The following is a 15,846-nucleotide window of genomic DNA, read 5'->3' as shown; positions in this document are numbered from 1 at the left end:
TGCGCAGGATGTGATGGGGCGTTAGTTGGCCTTAGCCGAACCCTTCGGCACGAACAGGGTCTCCGCCTGCTCCAGCGACATGCCGTTGGTCTCCGGCACCTTGAACATGACGAAGAAGAAGGACGCGGCGGCAAACAGGGCGTACATGGCGTAGGTCAGCGGCAGCGAGGCCGAAGCCATCACCGGGAAGCTGAGGGTGATCACGAAGTTGGCCACCCACTGTGCGGCAGCGGCCAGGCCCAGGGCCCGGGCGCGGATCCGCGACGGGAAGATCTCGCCCAGGAGCACCCACACCAGGGGTCCCCAGGACGCTCCGAAGCTGACCACGAAGACGTTGGCGGCCACCAGGGCCACGGGACCCCAGGCCCCGGGGAGGGTGATGTTCTCCCCGGAGCCGGTGGCGGAGGAGAAGGCCAGCGCCATGGCGCCCAGGGACACTGCCATGCCGACCGAGCCGGCAAGCAGGATGGGCCGGCGGCCCACGCGGTCCACCAGGGCAATGGCCACCAGGGTGACCAGGATGTTGGTGATTGACGTGGCCACCGAGATGGCCAGGGAATCCTTTTCCTGGAACCCCACGGCCTTCCACAGGGTGGTGGAGTAGTAGAAGATCACGTTGATCCCCACGAACTGCTGCAGCACGGACAGGATGATGCCCACCCAGACCACTGCCTGCAGGCCCAGGGTCTTGCCGCGCAGGGAGCCCTTCTGGCCGGCGAGCTTGTCTTCCTCGATGGCCTCCCGGATTTCGCGGATATGCCGGTCATTGTCCTCGGCCGGAGCGATGGAGGCGAAGACCCGCCGGGCCTCGTCCTCCTTGCCCTTGAACACCAGGAAACGTGGGGATTCGGGCAGGGTGAAGGCAAGCCAGCCGTAAACGACGGCCGGGACGGCGGCAGCAAGGAACATCCACCGCCAGGCTTCGATGCCCAGCCAGAAGGACTGGTCCGCGCCTCCGGCACTCGTGGCCAGCAGCGCATCCGACAGCAGTGCGGCAAAGATACCGGTGGTGATGGCCAGCTGCTGCAGCGACGCCAGGCGGCCGCGCACCTGCCGCGGCGAGATCTCGGAGATGTAGGCCGGGGCGATCACCGATGCCAGGCCGATGCCCAGGCCACCCACCAGGCGCCAGAACACCAGGTCCCAGACGCCGAACGCGAAGCCCGTGCCCACGGCGCTGACCAGGAACAGCAGCGCGCCGAGCTTCATGGCCGGGATGCGGCCATGGCGATCCGCCACCTTCCCCGCCAGGAAGGCCCCGGCCGCGCAGCCCAGCAGGGCGATGGCCACGGCGAAGCCCGTCACGGCCTCGGACAGCGCGAACTCTCCCTTCAGGGCGTCCACCGCGCCGTTGACCACGGACGAATCGAAACCGAAGAGGAATCCGCCTACCGCCCCCGCCAGTGCCAGCCAGATCACCCGCCGCGGTATCCCGGTTTTGGTCTGCTCCTGTGCAGTGGGCATGGTTCTCCCTGGGTTCTGGAATGGGTGGAAGCGGTGCGGACGTCGTCGGCTGCTGAACCGGTTACGTCCCCGGTGCGCTCACGCCAGTGTTCCATGCCCCGGCGCACCGATCCACTTGGCGCCCTGCGGGAGGAGGAGCTAGTGCGCGGGGATCTGCATGTTGTCCTTGTCCTCCGGTGATGCCTTCTGGTCACTCAGTTTCTTCCGGGGAAGGGCGAAGCTGACCAGGAACGCCAGCCCCGTCAGCGCCGCCGCCGTCAGCATCACCGTGTCAATGGACGTGGCGAAGCCCTCGGTGATGGGCCGGGTGAGGGTGCTGTTGGCACTGTGCAGCCAGCTGGTGTCGTTCAGGGAGTCGTTGGAGGCGCCGTTCTTGAAGAAGTCGTACAGCTTGGCGTTGGCCGGATCAGACGCCACGGCGGGGTCCTTCAGGACGGCCAGGTAGGCAGGATCCGTGGCGGCGGACTTCATGCTGTCCGCAATCCGGCTGGCAGCCAGGCTGAAGAGCATGGAGATGAAGACGGCGGTTCCCACGGCGCCGCCCATGGAGCGGAAGAACGCTGCCGAGGACGTTCCCACGCCCATGTCCCGCGGGGGGACCGAGGTCTGCATGGCCAGGGTGAGCGGCTGCATGCAGAAGCCCAGGCCGACGCCGAAGAACACCGCAATCAGGCCCGGAACCCACAGTTCGGTGTCCACTCCCAGGGAGAACCCCATGACCAGGGCGGCCGCGGTCAGGATGCCGGTACCCATGATGGGGAAGATGCGGAACGTGCCGGAGGCCGAGATGGTGCGGCCGGCCGTGATGGAACCGAACAGGATGCCCACCGTGAAGGTGATCATCATCAGGCCGGCCTCGGTGGGAGTGAGCCCCTTCACCAGCTGGAGGTACATCGGCAGCATGGCGATGGCACCGAACATGCCGATGCCGATGATGAAGTTCAGCAGCGAGGACAGCCCGAAGGTCACGTTGTGGAAGAGCCGCAGCGGGATCAGGGCGTAGTCGCCGGCACGCTTTTCTGCCAGCAGGAACCAGGCGATGCCTACCACGCCCAGCCCGTAGCAGAGGAAGGAGTTCACCGAGGTCCAGCCCCAGGTACGGCCCTGTTCAGCCACCAGCAGCAGCGGAACGATGGCAACGGTGATGGCGGCGGCGCCCCAGTAGTCGATCTTCTGCTTCAGGTGCTTGGCAGGCAGGTGCAGGAAAAGGAACACCACGGTCAGTGCGGCCAGGCCGATGGGCAGGTTGATGAAGAACACCCAGCGCCAGCCGTCAAAGCCCAGGATGTTGGCGGAGCCAGCGAACGCGCCGCCCACCACCGGGCCCAGGACGGAAGAGATGCCGAACACGGACATGAAGTAGCCCTGGAACTTTGCGCGGTCCTTGAGCGAGACGATGTCGCCGATGATGGTCAGCGCCAGGGCCAGCAGGCCGCCGGCACCCAGGCCCTGGATGCCGCGGGCGACGGCCAGTTCGGTCATCGAGTGCACGGACCCGGCGTAAAGCGAACCCACCAGGAAGACGGCGATAGCGGTCAGGTACAGCGGCCGGCGTCCGAAGATGTCGCTCAGCTTGCCATAGAGGGGGGTGCTGACGGTGGAGGTGATGAGGTACGCGGTGGTGGCCCACGCCTGCAGGGAAAGCCCGTCCAGGTCGTTGGCGATGGTGTAGATGGACGTGGAGACAATGGTCTGGTCAAGGGATGCCAGGAACATGCCCAGCATCAGGCCCACCATTACGGTGACGATCTGGCGTTGCGTCAGGGCTTCTCCGGCACCGGGCGCGGCAGTGGCTTTGGACATGGGTGCTCCAAGGGGAAAGAAAGGGATATAAGCAGTGATAGTTGCTTTCAGTAACTATCTTACCTGCTCTTTCTATTCCCTTACTGCGAAGTTTTCCCCTACGGCTCCACGAGGATGCCATCCGGGTCGCACCAGATCGTGGCTCCGGGACGGAAGGTCACGCCGTCGATCATGACATCCACGTCCACCTCGCCGGCGCCGGCCTTAAGGCTTTTCCTGGGGTTGCTGCCCAGGGCCTTGACGCCGAGGTTGAGTTCCGCGATCGCCAGGCGGTCGCGGATGGCGCCATTGATGACGACGCCGGCCCAGCCGTTGGCCACGGCGCTTTCGGCGATCATGTCCCCCATGAGGGCAGTCCCCAGCGATCCGCCGCCGTCCACCACCAGTACCGCCCCGTTCCCGGGCGAGCCGAGCGTGGCCTTCACCAGCGCGTTGTCCTGGAAGCAGCGGATGGTACGGACCGGACCGCTGAAATGGGACCGGCCGCCCAGGGACTGGAACTGCAGCGACACGGAGGCCAGTTCGTCACCGCGCTCGTCGTAGAGGTCTGCGGTATTCACCGCTGTACCTTCTGCCGGGACGGGTGCGTTCATCTGGTTCTCCTTGATGGTCAGGCAACGTGGACCGGCCGCCGGGTGCCCCCCGGTAGCCAGGTACCGCCCACGATAGTCTGATTCCACCGCCAACCGGCCGCACCAGGGGGAGCATGCCAATGAGTCTGTCCAACACACCTCCGCCGCCGGGGCGCGCCTTCGCGGAGGAAAGCACGACGGCGGCGCTTGCAGAGCCGGCGCGCAGGGTCACGGCCCGCTGGGTGACCGGCCTGGTGCTGGTGAACGTGGGCATCAACGCCGCGTTCTTTGGCCCCATCAACGTCTTTATTGGCCAGCAGGCGATCAGTATCGACGCGCCCGGCAAGGAATCCATCCTCTCGCTGGTCACGGCCTGCGGCGCGGCTGTTTCACTGGTGGCCAACCCGCTCTTCGGTGCGCTCTCGGACCGGACCACCTCACGCTTCGGCCGGCGCGCCCCATGGGTGCTGGCCGGGGCGGTGCTGGCCACTGCGGCGCTGCTGGCCATGTCCTTCTCGGGCATTGTGGCGCTGATGGTGCTTTTCTGGTGCCTGGTGCAGCTGGGGGCAAACGCCGCCTATGCCGCCATCACGGCCGCAGTCCCGGACCGGGTGCCGGTGGTCCAGCGCGGGCGGGTAGGTGGACTCGCGGCCATGGGCCAGACCCTTGGAATCCTGACCGGGGCTGTCTTCGGCGCGGTGGTGTCAGGCAGTTTCATGGTGGGCTACTGGCTGTGCGCCGGCGCCCTGCTGCTGTCCGTGCTGCCGTACCTGTTCCACCGGAACGACCCCCAGTTGTCCAAGGCACCCCGAGAGGCTTTCCGCGCTGGCGGTTTCCTGAGGGGGTTTTGGATCAGCCCCCGGCGTTATCCGGACTTCGCCTGGGCCTGGCTCACCCGCTTCCTGGTCAACGTGGGCAACCAGCTGACCATCGTCTACCTGCTCTTCTTCCTGCGTGATGCCATCGGTTACGGCGATCCCGCCGCTGGGGTGTTGGTCCTGACGGGCATTTACGCGGTGATGGTGATGGTCACCGCCGTGCTGGCCGGACCCTGGAGTGACCGGGTGGGCAGGCGGAAGCCTTTCGTCATTGGGTCGTCCGCCACCATCGCGATGGCCGGTGCCATCATGGCTTTTTTCCCAGTGTGGCCGGGGGCGCTGGCGGGTGCCGCCGTCCTTGGCGTCGGCTTCGGCGCCTACCTGGCCGTGGACTTCGCGCTGCTGACCCAGGTCCTGCCATCTGCCGCCAGCCGCGGCAAGGACATGGGAGTCATCAACGTGGCCAATTCGCTGCCGCAGGTGGTTGCTCCGCTCCTGGCGCTCCTGGCCGTGACGTACTTGGGCGGCTACCGGACCCTGTTCCTCACGGCGGCGGTCATTGGCCTGCTGGGCGCCGCCTTTGTGGTGAAAATCAAGGGCGTTGATTGAGCCTGCGGGCACCCGGAAGTAAGGCCGCTGACGAATGGCGGCACGTACCTGTGCCGTATAGTTGAAGCGGCTGCAGGGCGGTACGGAAGTGGGGGCGCTCCTGGCCGCAGTCCGTACAACACAACCCCGGAATGCTGATGCCCGAGACTTTTTCAGACCATCCGCCCATGGCCGCACGGCCTTCCGCTCCACGCCAGCGCCTCCGCTACGCGCGGATTCTCGATACTGCTGCTGGGTTTGCCCGCACGGGGCTTGATGCCGTGAAGATCTCCGAGGTCGCAGAAAAAGCAGACGTTCCGCTGGGCACGCTCTACCGCTACTTTCCGTCCCCCACCCACCTGATGCTTGCACTGTACCGGCAGCAGCTGGACGAGCTGCAGGGCAACTCCCGCGGCTCGTCCACCCGCTTCCGGGGCCGGGCCCTCTCCGGACTGCTGATGGAGATCTTCCACATGCGCGTCATGCAGCCCGCGGTGGAGCAGTGCCTCAGCCGCGGCGTGTACCTCCCGGACAAGGACACCACTGAACTCCTGCGCGAGATCGATGCCCTCAGCGAGAAACTCGTAACCGGTGCCTGTGGCGACGCCGTGGGAGCGAGGGTCCTCCTCCTGACGGTCACTGGTCTGGTCCAGTCCGTGCGGAACCGCCGGCTCTCCCTCTTCGAGGCCGAGGAGGACCTTAAAAAGGCGTGCGGAAGGCTCTCCCCCGAGACGGAGTCCGGGTTAACAGTGACCAGATCGGCGTAACTGGTCTAGACCAAAAGAGCCTTAAATCGGCCATAATCCCGTGATGTACGCCACAAAGCGCGGTGCCAAAACGTTTTGGCATCCCCAAAACCTGTCAAGGCGTGCCAGGCCGCAATGCTGACCCTGCCTACCATGGAGGCACCGGAGCGGCAGGGCGGAAACACCCCCGGCGTTCCTTCGGACCCGCCACCCCTGGGTTTCCTGTCGCACTACTTTCCACGCTGGGGCCCGGCCGGGCCCCGGCCCCAGGCGCCGTGCGCCCACGGCAAGCACCAGGAGACAACGACGTGTCCATTGACGCAATCACAGCCACCGACAATTCAGCAGCCGCTACCCTGACCGAAGAAGAAATCTTCGGCGCCCACCAGGGCGGCAAGCTATCCGTCACCAGCACTGTCCCGCTGTCCAACAAGCGGGACCTGTCCATCGCCTACACCCCGGGTGTGGCCGAGGTAAGCCGCGCCATCCACGCCAAGCCGGAACTGGCCCGCACGCTTACCTGGGCCGAACGCCTGGTGGTGGTGGTCAGCGACGGCACGGCCGTCCTGGGCCTGGGTAACATCGGGGCCAGTGCCTCGCTGCCTGTGATGGAAGGCAAGTCCGCCCTCTTCAAGACCTTCGGCAACCTTGACTCGATCCCGTTGGTCCTCAACACCACCGATGTGGACGAAATCGTGGAAACCCTGGTCCGCCTGCGCCCCAGCTTCGGCGCCGTCAACCTTGAGGACATCTCCGCCCCGCGCTGCTTTGAGCTTGAGGAAAAGCTGATCGAAGCCCTGGACTGCCCGGTCATGCACGACGACCAGCACGGAACCGCCGTGGTGGCCTTGGCGGCGCTGACCAACGCCGCCAAGGTGACCGGCCGCGGCCTCGACGACCTGAAAGTGGTGGTCTCCGGCGCAGGCGCGGCGGGCATCGCCGTCGCCGAAATCCTGCTCGCAGCCGGGATCACCGACGTGGTCCTGCTCGACTCCCGGGGCGTCATCAACAGCGGCCGGGCCGACCTCGCCGCCAGCCCCGCGAGCAAGAAGGCTGACATCGCCGGCCGCAGCAACCCCCGCGGTGTTGCCGGCGGTCCTGCCGAAGCGCTGGCCGGTGCGGACGTCTTCATCGGTGTCTCCTCCTCCAAGCTGGACGAGGCCCACCTGGCTACGATGAACCAGGACGCCATTGTGTTCGCCCTGTCCAACCCGGACCCCGAAGTCCTCCCCGAGGTGGCCGTAAAGTACGCCGCGGTAGTGGCCACGGGCCGCAGCGACTTCCCCAACCAGATCAACAATGTCCTGGCGTTCCCGGGCATCTTCCGCGGCGCCCTCGATGCCGGTGCCCGCCGCATCACGCCGGCCATGAAGCTTGCAGCGGCCCGGGCCATCGCCGAACTCGCCGCCGAGGACCTTTCGGCCGACTACATCGTGCCCAGCCCGCTGGACCCGCGCGTGGCCCCCGCAGTGACCGCTGCCGTCGCCGCGGCGGTGGAAGCGGAGTAGGACTCTTCCAGCCGGAAACCACGACGGCGGTGCCTCCTTCGCTGAAGGAGGCACCGCCGTCGGGCGTTGGGACCGCATCCTAGACTGGGGCCATGAGCTCCGAGACCGTGGTGACGATCCTGTGCGGCCTGGCGATCCTGCTTGGGCTGGCCGGTATCATCATTCCCGTCCTGCCCGGCAGCGTGCTGATCGGTGTGAGCCTGCTGGCCTGGGCCATCTGGGGAGGCGTCGGTGCCGCGGGATGGGTTGTCTTTGCGGTAGCCATGGTCTTTGTGGCCGCGGGGATGACGGCCGGTGCTGTCCTCACGGGGAGGAAACTCAAGCAGCATGCCATCCCCGGCCGCAGCATCGTGGCGGGCCTTGTGGGGGGCGTAGCGGGCATGTTCATCATCCCGGTGGTGGGCCTCTTTGTTGGCTTCGCCGCGGGGCTGCTGGTCAGCGAGTTCCTCCGGACACGGGAGTTTTCGACGGCGGCGAGGTCCAGCTGGGCTGCCCTGAAGGCCACCGGCCTGGGCATGCTCGCCGAATTCGGGCTCGCCTGCCTTGCCGCCAGCACCTGGGTGATTGGAGTGTGGATAGCCGCCGCCGGCTGAGCCTAGAGCCCCAGGCCGCCGAGCTTGTCGCCCAGCCCGCCGGGAAGTTTGTCGCCCAGTCCGCCAGGAAGCCTGGAGAGCAGTTCGGCAGGGTTGATGCCGAGTTTGGAGAGCAGGCCTGCGTGCTGTTCGGTGTCCACCTGGTCCGGCAGCTCCGATTCCGCCTGCGCGGCTTTGTCCTGCTCTCCCTGGGACCGCAGGAGCTCGAGGATCTGGTTCTTGTCGATCTGCATGGGTTTCTCCTTGCCGTAATTTGAGTACTAAGGGTGCTTGCCACCCTTCCGGAAAATGAGGGTGGGGACAAGGTCCTGGGCTGATTGCGGGTTCGAATGCCCGGGCCCCGGGCATGGGCTCCCGGTTAGCATGGACAGATGAGCGCCGGGGACACCGCACCGATCTACTGGGACAGCCGCGACCTGACCCCCTTCGGGCAGGCCCAGTTGCGCACCCCTGTCCACGATCTTGCCGGGGGAGTGGGCGGCCTGCTGAGCGGTGTCCTGGGCGGACGCAACCCAGCGCTGCTGTCCATCGACGGCGAGGTGCCGCGGCTCAAGCGCCTGCTCCCCAAACCGGCCAAGGCGGTCCACGAAGCCGTGTTCACCAGCCGCGAACCGGAGCGGCTGATCACCCTGGCGCGCGCCTACCCCGGATGGGCCGGGCTTTGCTACTTGATGGCCGGGTTGCTGGTCTACAAGCACGGCGGCTACCTCCGTGCTTCCGAGCTCCTCCAGCGGGGCCTCACCACCAGGAACGACGACGAAGCCAACAGGTACTCATCCACGTACCTCACCAGCATCGTCACCCGGATCGAACTCGCCGAGCGGGTGGAGATCCCCGTGCTCTTCAGCGAGGAATCGGTGTTCCTCGCCCTGGCCCACTCGTTGCGCGAGACCGGCCGCACGGAAGCCGCGCTCGATGCGCTGTCCGGGCTGCCGCCGTCGCTTCCCATGGCCCTGGCACGCTGCTCCCTGGCCCTCGCCCTGGGTCGAAGCCGCACCGTGATCGACTGGACGGAGGGGCTGCTGAATGCCGATGATCTTTCTGCCGCCCTGCTTCTGGTCCGCGCCCGTGCCCTGCGGAGGGAGGGCCATCTGGATGCGGCGCACCAGGCGATCGCGGAAGTCCTGCGCCGCCGCAAGACACACCTTGCGCTGCGTAATGACGCCCTGACTGACCGGGCTTTGCTGGTGCTGGAATCCGGCCGCCGGTCCCTCAACCCCCGCGACTGGGGGCGCCGGCGCGGGGATCCGGAACCGCAGCGCGAGCTCGAGGGTCCTGCGCCCATCCGCAAGGACGAGGAAATGCGGCGGATCTGGGAGCAGGACTGGAAGGAACTCAGCGGCGACTAGGATCGCCCGGGACTAAGAGCGGATGGCCAGGAAGGGCAGCAACTGTTCGCCGAGCAGGACGGCTCCCAGCGCCACCATGATGATGCCGCTGGCCAGGGTCACTGCCTGTGCGGCGCCGGGCCTGCCCTGCAGCAGCCTGCGCGAGAGCAGGGCCACCACCGTGTAGACCAGGCCAGCCACGGCAACGAACGTTATGCCCAGCAGTCCCGACTGCAGTGGCACGGGCAGCGAGGCGTCGGCGCTGACGAACTGCGGAATGAGCGCCACGTAGAAGAGCAGGCCCTTGGGGTTGATGCCGCTGGTGCCCATGCCCTGCAGGAACGTGCGCAGCTGGGTGACGGGGCCGACGGCGGCATCCGCGCTGAAGGTGGCGCCGCGCCAGGACCTGAGCGTCCCCACCCCAAGCCACAGCAGGTAGCCCGCGCCGGCCAGGGTTATCCAGCCCAGGACGCCGGGCATGCCCGCCAGGACTGCGGCCAGCCCTGCCACCAGCAGGACGGTGTGGAGGACGTAGCCCCCGCAGAGCCCGGCCACAGCCGGCACGAAGCTGCGCTGCCGGAGCCCGGCGGCGATGGTGTAGGCCCAGTCCACTCCCGGCGTACAGGCCAGGGCTGCGGCCACCACGAGGAAGGCCAGGAACAGCTGCGGATTCATCGGGTTCTCCTGTCGAAGTGTTCTCACGAGCAACCATAGGAAGAATCCGGCCAAAAGTGCTGTCTTCTTTTCGCCCGGCCCACCGTACAGGCTGTATGTTTATTGCGTGTTGGATCGAATCGACAGGAATATTTTGCGCCACCTGCAGGAGGACGGACGCATGACTGCCACCGCCCTCGCGGCAAAGGTGGGGCTGACGGTGGCGCCGTGCCACCGGCGGCTGCGGGACCTGGAGCAGTCGGGAGTGATCCGCGGGTACAAGGCGGACGTTGATCCGGCTGCCGTGGGCCTGGGGTTCGAGGCGATTGTGTTCGTCACCCTCCGCCAGGTGGACCGGCCCACCATGGAGATCTTCGAAAACCGGGTGGCGGACAATCCGAACATTGTGGAGGCGCAGCGGCTGTTCGGATCGCCGGACTACTTGTTGAAAGTCATTGCCGAGGACCTGCCGGCCTACCAGCGCTTCTACGATTCGGAGCTGACGTCGCTGCCCGGAGTGGAGCGGTTGACCTCCACCCTGGTGATGAAGAACCTGAAGTCCAACGCCGGGCCGCCTGTGTAGGAGCAGGCTATTCCGGGTTGTCCCCCAGGAGTCCTGTGGTGCGGTACGGTATCACCTCGCGCAGGAACATGCTGGTTGAAGTCCGGACGATGCCCGGGCAGAGCCGGATCTCTTCTGAGACGCGGTAGAGGTCGTCAGGGCTGGAGGCCACCACCCGGATCAGCAGGTCGGTATCCCCGGCGGGCGCATGGCATTCAAGAACCTCGGGGATCTCGCGCAGCGCGGCTATGGCCTCGTTGAGATGGCTCTGGTCCAGTTCTGCGCTCACGGACGCTGCCACGCCCCGCCCCAGCGCCGCGGGAAGGACCCTGCTGCTGTTGGGGCGGAGGGCGCCCGACGCCGTCATGCGCTCCAGGCGGGACTGTACAGTTCCGCGCGCCAGCCCCAGCCGTTGCGCCAGGACCATGATGGGCACGCGGGGATCGTCGTCCAGGGCGGCCAGGATCCGGCGGTCGGTTGTATCGAGTACCTGCAATTTGACTACTCCCTGCGCGCCGGCCTGGCCCCGGTTGGTCAGTTTGACCAGTTGTGCCCCTGCTTGTTGCACCTAATGTAGAGCTTCTGTTGGAATGATGGCAACAAGGGATGCAGGCTACCGCCGCATCCCGCAGGCTACAGGAGCCCCGGCACACCACCCGGTCCCTGGAACAGCCCTCCCGCAAGGAGGCCGCCGCTGATTGACTCTTGTTCACGCATTGTCATTCCGCACCACACGGCAAGAGCCCCTGAGCTACCGACGTCGGCATTCTCCGAAGTCGTCGGTAGCTGAGGGGCTCTTGTGGTGTCCCGTCTAGGGTTGTTTCATGACCTCCGCCGGCCGCTTCGCCCCCAGCCCCTCCGGTGAGCTGCACGTAGGCAACCTGCGCACCGCCATACTTGCCTGGCTCTTCGCCCGGTCCACAGCACGGCGGTTCCTGTTGCGGGTGGAGGACCTGGACCGTGCCCGTGCAGGAGCAGAGGCTGTGCAGCTGCGTGACCTTGCCGCAATCGGCGTGACCTGGGACGGCGGGGTGGTCCGGCAGGCGGGACGTGGCCCGCTCTACGCCCAGGCAATCGCCCGCCTGGAAGAAGCAGGACTCACCTACGAGTGTTTTTGCACGCGCCGGGAGATCCAGGAGGCGCCCACCGCCCCGCATGCCCCGCAGGGAGCCTACCCGGGAACATGCCGCAGCCTGGACCGGGCGGAACTGGAGTACAAACGGTCCACGCGCCCTGCCGCGATCCGGTTGCGCTCGGACGTTGCTGAGTACACCGTGCGGGACGTCCTCCACGGCGACTTCACAGGCGTGGTGGACGACTTTGTGCTGCGCCGCAACGACGGCGTCACTGCCTACAACCTGGCCGTTGTGGTGGACGATGCCGCCCAGGGCATAGACCAGGTGGTCCGCGGCGACGACCTGCTTCCGTCCACGCCACGGCAGGCCTATCTGGCTTCCCTCCTGAATATTCCCGTTCCGGAATATGCCCACGTTCCGTTGGTGGTAAACCATGACGGCGCGCGGCTGGCCAAGCGTGACGGCGCGGTGACGCTGGCGGACCTCGCCGCAGCCGGGGTTTCCGTCGGAGAGGTGCGGGACCGGCTGCTGGCCTCCCTGGGACTTCCGGCCGGACCGCTTGGGCGGGCGCTGGATTCCTTCGACCCGGTTGCCCTGCCGCGGGAACCCTGGGTGTGGAGCGCTGGGGGTGCTGCCGCCAGGTAGCGGGCACGCCGCCGCTGGAATCCCCGGGGTCCTAGCGGATCTGCCCCCAGAGGACCCGTTCCCAGGCATACGGATCATCAATGAGTCGCGGTTCGGTGTCGAAGAGCATGGTGATGCGCCTGTCAAGGTCGTAGCCTGGCCAGCCGGGATCACCGGTCGAGGCAAAGGACACCCAGGCCCTGTGCATGGAATCGGCCAACTCCTGCGGCGGGTTTGGCCCCAGCAACGGTCCGAACAGCCTCGAGTTCTTGTCCAGGGTGTCGAAAACGAACGGCACCTCCACTGCGTGGACAGCTCCGAGCCCGGGTGCTTGCCAGCCAAACTCGTACATATAGGTGCGGGCGGCGGTTGCCAATGCCGCTCCCGCGTGGGCTTCCGCCAGCCTGATCGCTGGAATCCTCACCCACCAGGCCGTTTCCACGGCTGCAAGGAGCTCGCCCGGGGAGTTGGCCGGATAGTGGGACCGGTACTCGCGCAGTGCCACCTCCGCGGGAAGCCCGTAGGCGGACAGGCGCGGAAAGCCTTCCACGCCTTTGTCTTCCGCGAGGTCCTGCGCCGTGACCCTGCCCAGCACGCCCGTAATCGCGAGGAACATCTTCCAGTCCTCGGTATTGGTACCCACCATGACGTCCACGGCCGCGCCGGCGCCCCCGCCGATCCGTTCGAGCGGCCGCCCCGGAACCACATCCCCGTCAATGACTGGCTGCCACAGCATCTGGCTCGCTGCAACATCTTCTCCCCAGAGTTCCGGGTCCGGCCGGGAAATCAGGTCCGTCTTCAGCTCCGCCTGCGCCGCGAGGAGTCGTGGCGTGGAGACCGCGGCGATGGCGTCCCGGGTGGGCGGAACACCGAGCTTCCCGGCAAAGTAGTGGCCGATCTTCTGCGCAGTTCCTGCTGGGATGGCGTGGTGGGCCGCGCCGCTTTGCAGGATGGCGCGCCGGAACAACCCCTCAGCGCGGGGCATGGAGAGCGGGACTCCAATGCTCATGGCACCCGCCGACTGGCCAAAGACGGAGACGTTGCCGGGATCGCCGCCGAAGGCGGCGATGTTGTCCCGCACCCATTCCAGGGCAGCAACCTGGTCCAGGAGGCCGATATTGGAGATGCCGTCGCCCAGGTCAAGGAAACCGTCCGGGCCGAGGCGCCAGTTGATCACCACGCAGACCACGCCGTCCCGGGCGAAGTTTGTCCCGTTGTAGGCCGCGGTTGAGCCGATTTCGAAGGCGCCGCCCTGGATCCAGACCATCACAGGCAGGCCACCGGCCCCAGGATCGGGGGTCCAGACGTTCAGGTTCAGGCAGTCCTCGCCGGCCAGCGCCACATCCCACTCGGAGCCTGCGCTCTCCGGCGGAGCCGGCTGGAAGGGTGACGCGCCGTACTTCGTGGCGTCCCGGACTCCGTCCCAGGGCCCGCGCGGCTGCGGAGGACGGAACCGGTTCCCTTCCACGATGGGCGCCGCGTAGGGGATGCCCAGGAACGTGTGCACGCCGTTGGAGGCGCTGCCCCGGAGCTGGCCCTGGCGGGTGGCGACGTGGCTCACTCAGCAGCCGGCTTCCGGTCAAGGTCGGCCACGAATTCCTCAGCGAACCGCCGGACCCCGTCCCACTCGGTATAGATGTAGTCGCGGCCGGTATCGGTGTCCGGGCTGCCCTGGCCACTGACGATCTTCTTCATCATCATCCGCTTGAGGAACCCGTACTGGGTGTACAGGAGTGCGCCGCCGAACAGTGCCACCTTGGCAGGGTGCCAGCCGGCGCCGTCCTCGAACTCCGTAACGTACGTCTCCGCGTCCTCCGGTTTCCCGTGGGCGGAGAGGCTGACGGAGAACAAGGCGGCCGGCAGGTTCTCCAGGGCGGCCCGGTTCCGGCGGACAAAATCTGCCACGTACCCTTCGCGCTTGCCCGCGTGGATGGAAGCCCCCACGATGACCCCGTCGTAGCCGTCCGGGAGGTCGTGGGCTGCGTGCTTAAGGTCCAAGGTGTCCGCCTGGTGGCCGTGGGCCTGCAGCACATCGGAGATGTAGTCGGCGATCCGCGCGGTCTGGCCCTCGGAGGTTCCGTAAGGGATCAGGATTCTTGCCATGACCACCACTTTGGCGTTCCCCGGGAATCAGGCAAAGGGGCAAAAGTCCCGGTAAGGTCCAACTGCTAGACGCGGCCCAGTGCCTCGATGTCCTCGAGGAAGTCCGCCAGCACCTCGGCGCTCACCGTGGTGCGGGTATCGCCAATGGCGTCGAGGTAGTCCTGGGTGGAGGGCCCTTTCCGGACCGCCTCGCGGACGGAAACTTCGCCTCCGGAGGCCAGCCCGCCGTCGTCGTACACTGCTTTTTCCAGCGCGCGCTGGGAGGCGCTGCGGGCCGCGTACTCGATGTCCGCCGGGGAGAACCCTTCCGTGCGTTCCACCAAAAGCTCCACGTCCACCGAATCCACCACCGCCGCGGGAATGAAACGCTGCCACATCGCCTCGCGCGCCTGCCGGTCAGGCAGCCCGATGGGAATGACGTAGTCGAAGCGGCCGTGGCGCAGGAACGCCGAATCCAGGGCGCGGATGAAGTTCGTGGCGCACACCAGGAGCCTGCCCGGCTGTTCGCGGAACGCCGGAATGATCTTCAACAGCTCGTTGGTGACGCCCTGCAGGGGCGACGGCGGATCCCCGGCACGCTGGGACGCGATCTCCTCCACCTCGTCGATGAACACCACGGCGTGCTCCAACTCGGCGATCTCCAGGAAGGTTTCCCGCAACGCACCCGCGAGGCCCTGGGGATCCCCGGCCAGGCGGGACGGGAACACCTCCACGAACGGCCACTCAAGCCGGGAAGCGATGGCCTTGGCAAAGGTGGTCTTGCCGGTGCCCGGCGGGCCGAAGAGAACGACGGCGCGCGGCGGCACCACGCCGAATTCATCGGCCAGGTCCGCCTCGGCAAGCGGAAGCACCAGGCGCCGTTCCAGCAGTTCCTTTTCCTTGCGCATGCCGGCCACGTTTTCCCACAGGTCGCGTGCCAGGACGCGGCCACCGAGCTGGCCCAAGGCACCGAGCTCCTGGCGCTGGACCGGAATGGTCCGTTCGAAGTAGCGCAGGTTCTTCTTGAGCGCGAAGCCGCGGCTCAGGAAGGCCTCCACCCGGGTTTCGGATTCCGGCATCAGGGCCGAGAGCTTGTTCAGGCCGTGCGGGGCCATCCGGTTTTCGACGGCGGCCAGCAGCGAGGTGCCGATGCCCCTGCCGCGGTACTCGGGAAGGGTGGCCAGGAACACGATCCAGCCCTGGTCGTGCGCGGCGCGTCCCACGGCGGCGCCCACCACCTGCTCGCCCTGCACGGCCACCACGGCATGGTCCTTTTCGCAGGACGCCAGGACCTCGGACAGGGCGTACACGGGTTCGACGTTGTGTGCCTTCAGCGTCTCCCAGAGGTGCAGGATCCCGTCCAGGTCGGCCGAATGGAAATCCCTGATCCGCCAGTTGGTCATGGGTTACTCCTGTTGGTTCGTCGTT

General features: G+C 66.8%; 16 protein-coding genes. 7 read left to right on the top strand and 9 right to left on the bottom strand.

What is annotated here, in order from left to right; all coding sequences use genetic code 11:
* Window positions 1-21: 21 nt before the first annotated feature.
* The 3 genes from IEW19_RS09935 to rraA form a co-directional block, all read right to left on the bottom strand.
* Window positions 22-1,464 carry a sugar porter family MFS transporter gene (locus tag IEW19_RS09935; RefSeq protein ID WP_188571468.1) on the bottom strand — a complete coding sequence of 481 codons (1,443 nt, stop codon included), beginning with the start codon at window positions 1,462-1,464 and terminating at the stop codon, window positions 22-24.
* Between the two features lie 138 nt (window positions 1,465-1,602).
* A complete protein-coding gene (locus tag IEW19_RS09930) occupies window positions 1,603-3,267 on the bottom strand; it encodes an MDR family MFS transporter (RefSeq protein ID WP_188571467.1) in 1,665 nt (554 codons plus the stop codon).
* 98 nt (window positions 3,268-3,365) lie between these two features.
* A complete protein-coding gene (gene rraA, locus IEW19_RS09925) occupies window positions 3,366-3,860 on the bottom strand; it encodes a ribonuclease E activity regulator RraA (protein ID WP_188571466.1) in 495 nt (164 codons plus the stop codon).
* Between the two features lie 119 nt (window positions 3,861-3,979).
* Between rraA and IEW19_RS09920 the strand changes: the two genes are divergently transcribed.
* From IEW19_RS09920 to IEW19_RS09905, 4 genes are all read left to right on the top strand, one after another.
* Entirely contained in the window at window positions 3,980-5,266 is a 1,287-nt protein-coding gene (locus tag IEW19_RS09920; RefSeq protein ID WP_188571465.1) for an MFS transporter, read from the top strand.
* Between the two features lie 137 nt (window positions 5,267-5,403).
* Window positions 5,404-6,012, top strand: coding sequence for a TetR/AcrR family transcriptional regulator (locus IEW19_RS09915; RefSeq protein WP_188571464.1), 609 nt, complete (start codon window positions 5,404-5,406; stop codon window positions 6,010-6,012).
* A 287-nt stretch (window positions 6,013-6,299) separates the two neighbouring features.
* Window positions 6,300-7,499, top strand: a complete 1,200-nt coding sequence (locus IEW19_RS09910; RefSeq protein WP_188571463.1) for an NAD(P)-dependent malic enzyme — start codon at window positions 6,300-6,302, stop codon at window positions 7,497-7,499.
* A 92-nt stretch (window positions 7,500-7,591) separates the two neighbouring features.
* Window positions 7,592-8,092 (top strand): DUF456 domain-containing protein, encoded by a 501-nt coding sequence (locus IEW19_RS09905; protein WP_188571462.1) that lies wholly within the window; start codon window positions 7,592-7,594, stop codon window positions 8,090-8,092.
* Window positions 8,093-8,094: 2 nt separating this feature from the next.
* Here the strand turns inward: IEW19_RS09905 and IEW19_RS09900 are convergent, their stop codons facing one another.
* The gene (locus IEW19_RS09900; protein ID WP_188571461.1) at window positions 8,095-8,325 is read right to left on the bottom strand and encodes a hypothetical protein; all 231 of its coding nucleotides are present in this window, start codon (window positions 8,323-8,325) and stop codon (window positions 8,095-8,097) included.
* 138 nt (window positions 8,326-8,463) lie between these two features.
* Here IEW19_RS09900 and IEW19_RS09895 point away from each other — a divergent pair, with 138 nt between their 5' ends.
* Window positions 8,464-9,441: a hypothetical protein gene (locus tag IEW19_RS09895; RefSeq protein WP_188571460.1), complete on the top strand. Its 978-nt coding sequence runs from the start codon at window positions 8,464-8,466 to the stop codon at window positions 9,439-9,441.
* A gap of 12 nt (window positions 9,442-9,453) precedes the next feature.
* Here the strand turns inward: IEW19_RS09895 and IEW19_RS09890 are convergent, their stop codons facing one another.
* On the bottom strand, window positions 9,454-10,095 hold the full coding sequence (locus tag IEW19_RS09890) for a LysE family translocator (protein WP_188571459.1): 642 nt from the start codon (window positions 10,093-10,095) through the stop codon (window positions 9,454-9,456).
* A gap of 106 nt (window positions 10,096-10,201) precedes the next feature.
* Between IEW19_RS09890 and IEW19_RS09885 the strand changes: the two genes are divergently transcribed.
* The gene (locus IEW19_RS09885; RefSeq protein ID WP_188571458.1) at window positions 10,202-10,657 is read left to right on the top strand and encodes an Lrp/AsnC family transcriptional regulator; all 456 of its coding nucleotides are present in this window, start codon (window positions 10,202-10,204) and stop codon (window positions 10,655-10,657) included.
* A gap of 7 nt (window positions 10,658-10,664) precedes the next feature.
* Here IEW19_RS09885 and IEW19_RS09880 read toward each other — a convergent pair whose 3' ends face one another.
* The gene (locus tag IEW19_RS09880) at window positions 10,665-11,132 is read right to left on the bottom strand and encodes an Lrp/AsnC family transcriptional regulator (RefSeq protein WP_188571563.1); all 468 of its coding nucleotides are present in this window, start codon (window positions 11,130-11,132) and stop codon (window positions 10,665-10,667) included.
* A gap of 328 nt (window positions 11,133-11,460) precedes the next feature.
* Between IEW19_RS09880 and gluQRS the strand changes: the two genes are divergently transcribed.
* Entirely contained in the window at window positions 11,461-12,357 is an 897-nt protein-coding gene (gluQRS, locus tag IEW19_RS09875) for a tRNA glutamyl-Q(34) synthetase GluQRS (protein ID WP_188571457.1), read from the top strand.
* A 31-nt stretch (window positions 12,358-12,388) separates the two neighbouring features.
* Here gluQRS and IEW19_RS09870 read toward each other — a convergent pair whose 3' ends face one another.
* From IEW19_RS09870 to IEW19_RS09860, 3 genes are all read right to left on the bottom strand, one after another.
* Complete coding sequence (locus IEW19_RS09870) at window positions 12,389-13,897, bottom strand: carboxylesterase/lipase family protein (RefSeq protein WP_188571456.1); 1,509 nt, start codon at window positions 13,895-13,897, stop codon at window positions 12,389-12,391.
* Complete coding sequence (locus IEW19_RS09865; RefSeq protein ID WP_188571455.1) at window positions 13,894-14,439, bottom strand: flavodoxin domain-containing protein; 546 nt, start codon at window positions 14,437-14,439, stop codon at window positions 13,894-13,896. Before IEW19_RS09865 ends, IEW19_RS09870 begins: the two co-directional genes overlap by 4 nt.
* Before the next feature lie 65 nt (window positions 14,440-14,504).
* The gene (locus IEW19_RS09860; protein WP_188571454.1) at window positions 14,505-15,821 is read right to left on the bottom strand and encodes an ATP-binding protein; all 1,317 of its coding nucleotides are present in this window, start codon (window positions 15,819-15,821) and stop codon (window positions 14,505-14,507) included.
* Window positions 15,822-15,846 lie beyond the last annotated feature (25 nt).

The sequence above is a fragment of the Arthrobacter liuii genome, from assembly GCF_014639275.1.
In the GTDB taxonomy this organism is placed as follows: Bacteria; Actinomycetota; Actinomycetes; order Actinomycetales; family Micrococcaceae; genus Arthrobacter; species Arthrobacter liuii.
The sequence above is the reverse complement of the archived record's forward strand: the minus strand, read 5'-3'. Positions and strand labels throughout refer to the sequence as shown.